This is a genomic window from Pseudoalteromonas sp. SR45-5, assembly GCF_014163565.1.
Classification (GTDB): Bacteria; Pseudomonadota; Gammaproteobacteria; order Enterobacterales; family Alteromonadaceae; genus Pseudoalteromonas; species Pseudoalteromonas distincta.
In genome coordinates this window covers 1-5346 of sequence record NZ_JACJDN010000260.1, presented here as the reverse complement: position 1 = coordinate 5346, position 5346 = coordinate 1, and the positions used below count along the sequence as shown (strand labels likewise).

At 40.6% G+C, this 5346-nt stretch carries 4 protein-coding genes; 1 reads left to right on the top strand and 3 read right to left on the bottom strand.

Translation table 11 applies throughout. The annotated features are described in order from the left end of the window. A partial coding sequence (locus H5072_RS10985) for a tyrosine-type recombinase/integrase (protein WP_182693544.1) occupies positions 1-294 on the top strand: 294 nt, incomplete at its 5' end. A gap of 393 nt (positions 295-687) precedes the next feature. On the opposite strand, the gene H5072_RS10980 is transcribed toward H5072_RS10985, so the two are convergent. From H5072_RS10980 to H5072_RS10970, 3 genes are all read right to left on the bottom strand, one after another. Beyond that, positions 688-2943 (bottom strand): acyl-CoA dehydrogenase, encoded by a 2256-nt coding sequence (locus tag H5072_RS10980; protein ID WP_149603631.1) that lies wholly within the window; start codon positions 2941-2943, stop codon positions 688-690. Positions 2944-3282: 339 nt separating this feature from the next. After that, positions 3283-4311 (bottom strand): zinc-binding dehydrogenase, encoded by a 1029-nt coding sequence (locus tag H5072_RS10975; protein WP_182693543.1) that lies wholly within the window; start codon positions 4309-4311, stop codon positions 3283-3285. 10 nt (positions 4312-4321) lie between these two features. After that, on the bottom strand, positions 4322-5346 hold a 1025-nt coding region (locus H5072_RS10970; protein ID WP_182693542.1), incomplete at its 5' end, for a TolC family protein.

The window sequence follows — 5346 nt, the reverse complement described above, 5'->3', positions numbered from 1 at the left end:
CCAAGTGCCGCAAAATCGCTTGCGTGGCAGTATTTATTTCCTTCTCATATATTAAGTTCAGATCCTCAAAGTGGTGAAATAAGACGACATCATTTTCATCACTCTTGTATTAGAAAAGAGGCTAAAAAAGCCGTCCAAAAATCAGGGTTAACAAAAATAATAACACCTCATACATTGAGACACTCTTTTGCTACTCATCTACTGCAAAGTGGCGCTGATACCCGCACATTACAAACACAGCTAGGTCACAGCGATGTGCGTACAACACAAATAATACCCGCTGTATTGAATTAGTGAGCAATTATAGCGATAGATAAATAGCTCAATAACAAGGCAAAAACTTGGTTATATAGTTTATCTATATGAGAAGTTTTTAACGCAGTTAATGAGCTATTTAGAACGCTAAAATGTTCAACGTTTTAATTCAGTGGGTATGCTACCCATGTACTACAGCAAGGTGCTAACGGGGTTGTTAGCCCTTTTTCAAGATTATAAGCGTCTCTTTTTAATCCTCTACAGATACATATTCACTTTCAAACCAATACCGTCATCTATTTCTACTTTAAATAACACATAAAAAAGCCCCGCTTGTTTTCACACAAGCGGGGCCCCACACTAATTCTTTACTCAACAATAAAAGCGCCGATACTGCGGGCGCTTTGCATCATTGAATTTAATTACTTTAACTTACTGATTAACTACGCTTTTAAGCGGGTTAATTGGCTGTGCGTTATCGTCTAGTATATTCATATCAAAATCGAACTCATCTACACGAATCGCCTTTTCACGTTTGATGTTGTAATCAATTAACTGAACGTGTTCAGCTTGGGTAATTACGTTTGCCGCTAGTGCGTTATCAAGTGTAATGTTAAAACGTGCACCTGGTTTAATTACTTTAGCACGTAGTGCTTTTTTAACTTTAGCCAGCTCGCCAAGTGATGCCATTTTAGCTTTGTAAGCTTGCTCATTAATATGATGGCCATCGCCCACTACTGGTTTAACTAAATGCGTGATTTGCGCTTTAAATGCGGTATCTAGCTGAGCTTGCTTAGCTAGTTCGCGGATTAAATCGTCGCTAATTTTTGGCATTTTAGTTGAGTAGTTCATTGTAATGAAACGAATAAACTTACGTGTACCACTTGCAGGGAAGTTATCTAAAAACTTATGCAATGCTTCTTCAGCACTTTGTAGTGCAAAACGAGTCGCGTAATGGAAATACGGCGCTGCTTGCTCACGGTCACTACTTGATACTTTTTGCTCGTAGTATTTAATTGATGCCATAGCTGCATATAAGAAGCTCATTACATCACCTAAACGTGCCGATAGCATTTCTGCTTGTTTTAACTTACCACCAAGTACAAGTAACGAAAAGTCTGCGTACACTGCAAGTTTTGCAGATAATTTATGTACTGCTTTTTCGTAGTCACGTACTTCTGGTAATTCAGAATTAGCACTTGCTGTAAATGGTAAAACACCAAGGCGGAAAGCACGTAAGCTGTTTGCTGTGCTGTAGCCAATTGTTTTACGTAAAATGCCGTTAAATTCTTTATCTGCGCCTTTGTCTTCACTGTGAATTGACTCAACCATAGATTGTAAATATGGGTGACAACGCATAACACCTTGACCAAAGATCATTAGGTTACGTGTAAGAATGTTCGCGCCTTCTACCGTAATGGCAATCGGCTGAGCAACATAACCACTTGCTAATGTATTTTGTGGACCGTTTTGAATCGCTTTACCCGCTTGAATATCCATTGCTGAATCAAGTACGTCGCGACCAAGCTCTGTCATATGGTATTTAGCGATTGCTGTAACAACTGATGGTTTTAAGCCCATGCCTAAGCCTTCAGTTGTAAGTACGCGCATTGCTTCTTGTAGGTATGTTTTACCTGCAATGTCAGCTAGTTTTTCTTGAATACCTTCAAACTGGCCAATGGCTAAACCAAACTGTTCACGCACTGCTGCATATTCAGATGCTGATTTAAATGCAACTTGTGCTGTACTAACACCTAGCGCAGGTAATGAAATACCACGGCCAGCACCTAAACAGCTAACCAGCATTTGCCAACCACGGCCGATGTTTTTCTGTCCACCAATAACAAAATCCATTGGTACAAATACTTTGTTACCACGTGTAGTACCGTTGTAAAAACGAATACCCATTGGGTCGTGGCGATTACCAAGCTCTACACCTGGGTGCTCTTTAGGAATAAGTGCACAGGTAATGCCTAGGTTTTCTTTACCACCTAGCAGACCATCAGGGTCAACTACTTTAAATGCTAAACCAAGTACGGTAGCAATAGGCGCAAGTGTAATGTAGCGCTTGTCCCAGGTAATTTCTAAACCAAGGACTTCTTCGCCGTTGTACATACCTTTAGTTACTTTACCAACATCAGGAATACCACCTGCATCAGAACCCGCTTCTGGGCTTGTTAATGCAAAACATGGAATATCTGTACCATTTGCTAGGCGTGGTAAGTAATGTGCTTGTTGTTCTTGCGTACCAAAGTGAAGTAATAACTCACCTGGCCCTAGCGAGTTAGGAACCATTACGGTTACCGCAACTGCTGAGCTTTTAGTCGCAATTGTGCCAACAATGGTAGAGTTTGCATAAGGGCTAAACTCTAAACCACCAAACGACTTAGGAATGATAAGCGAGAAAAAACGCTCTTTTTTCAAAAATTCTAAGATGTCATTTGGTAAATGAATGCCGTTTTGAATCACTGAATCATCAATCATGCCCAGTAGTTCTTTTACTGGACCGTCTAAGAATGCTTGCTCGTCTGCGCTTAATGTAGCAGCAGGTACGTCGCGAAGTGCACTGAAATCAGGTTTACCTTGGTAGATAGAACCTTCAAGCCATACATCACCCGCGTCTAGCGCTTCTTGTTCTGTGATAGAAATACTTGGTAATACTTTTTTTAGTTTTGTACGTAAACTCATGATTGAACTCATCCGACCAGCTAAATAATACCTACATTACGTCATAAAAAATCGTTTAGATCAATTACTCTATTCAATTAATTAACAGTTTTTTCAATTTATTTTCTTTACCTGAACGTAAACTGTTGAAACACAAAGGCTTACAGTTGTACGCTGAAAAAAAGTATTTTGACTAAAATGATGAATAAAACAGCAAAAGCGCTAGCGCTGTATCTATTTTTTTATGGGCATAAAAAAACGCAGCACAAATAGGCTACGTTTTTATTCAATTTGTAGAGGCTACATTATCAGTTAATCTAGCTAAAACTACTTAAATTTAAATCAAATTGTATAAGCGCTTCAGTTAGCAACTTTAACAATTTGCTTGCCGGTAAAACCACCAGCAAGTTGTTTATTAAGCGCTTGCGATACTGACTCAGCACTAAAGTCTACGGGCGTTATTTCTGGGTGTTTAATGTCGCCACTAACAGCCCCTTCAAGTAACAGGTTGCCCATAAAGCTCAAGCGTTGTTGTGCACATAAACTATTAGCAAGCCATGCACCACCAATCGATACAACGCTAATATTGGGCGCTCGGTGATACATTAAGTCTTGATCAAAACAAGGTAGCGGATTTAAGCAGGCAATACGTCCGCAAAAACGCATTAACTCAATATTACGCTGAGTACACTCACCACCTATCGTATCAATAACCGCATCAAAGCCTTGCGGGCCAAGTTCTCTGCGGATTTTTTCGCATAGCTTTTTATCGCTATAGTCAAAAACCACATCAGCGCCTAGCTGCTTAACCAATTTATGGTTACGCTTTGATGCAGTGGTAAATACATCTGCGCCACGCTGTTTTGCATATTGAATAGCAAACTGCCCTACCGCTCCGGCTCCGCCTTCAATAAAAATAGTATCGCCTTCACTAATGCCTATTTTATCTAAGCTGATAAGTGCTGCCATACCGGAGCATGGGAGTGTTGCTGCAATGGCCGGATTTAAACCGCTTGGCACAACCGACACTGCAAAGTTAGGCACTTTGGTGTATTCGCTCAAAGCACCTTGCTCACCAATGTTGGCATGCCACATAACCCGCTCGCCAACATTTGGAAACACACCTTTATTAGCTTTAACCACAACACCTACAGCATCTAAGCCTAAAATGTGTGGATACTGCCACTTACAAAAGCCTGTTTTAGCAAATTGACCATCAACTGGATTTAAACCAACGTACTCTACTTTTACAAGCAGCTCGTTATCTGCACAGTCTGGAACAGGCAGCTCAGCATCTGCTAAGTCAATTGCTTCATTTGGTTCTGGCAGTACAATAGCGCGCATCGTATGCGGGATAATGTATTCATGTAAATTTTCAGTATTTGGCATCAATATAACTCTACTTATTAGTGTCGTTTAACGCATAACTCCATTGGCCATTAAATGACTGGTAAGCATTTACTTTGGCAAGCAGTGAAGAAATTGTTGTTTCAACAGCATTTTCTTGTGCTATTAAAACATCCTGGCGCGCATCTAACAACTCAAGATAAGGAATTTGACCTTCTTCGTACATTGCTTGTGCTTGTAAAAATGCTTTATTAGCAAAGTCATAGCGCTCATCTGCAAAGCGTTTTTGCTGCGTCTGATTAACCAACAATTGCAATGAAAGTTCACTTTCACTTAGTGCAGTTAATACCACTTGTTGATAATCGCTGTAAGCGGCTTCACTTAAAAACTGCTGCGCGTCGCGCTGTGCTAATAATGCTGGGTAGCTTAATAACGACCATTGTAACTGCGGCGCTACTTGCCACTGTTGATCGGTATTTTTTAAGCCTGTGCTATCTATACTCACAACCCCTGCAAATGCAGATAAGCTAATATCGGGTAATAACGCTTTGCTCGCTGCAACACTTAAACTATTTGCTTGGCTAAAGTCAAACAGTGCACGGCTAATATCTGGACGTAAGGCAATGGCATTATTAGCGTTTTTTAGTGCGACGCTAAAGTCACGTTCCAGCACGCCTTGCTCGTTTTCAATAGCAATATTTTGCGTTAACTTACCGCTTAGAACTGCAAGTGCAGATAAATCGCTGTATTTTGCATATTCAATAGCAGGCATTAGTGCTTGTTGCTGCCTAAGCTGCGCCATCGTACGGTTTAAATCAAGCTCGTTTGCGACGCCTTCGTCAACACGGGCTTGAAGAACGTCAATACTTTGCTCAAGCGCTTCAATTTGAAGTGCTACAATGTGTTGTTTTTCAACATTGCCTTGATAACTTACAAAGCCTTTAACAACTGACGATACTACTTCAATTTGCAGTAAACGTACTTGCTCTGCTTGGCTCATGGCCGATGCATTTGCAGCATCAACCAACGCCGTTATGCGACCAAATAAATCTAGTTGCCAATCAAGTGCAACGTTTG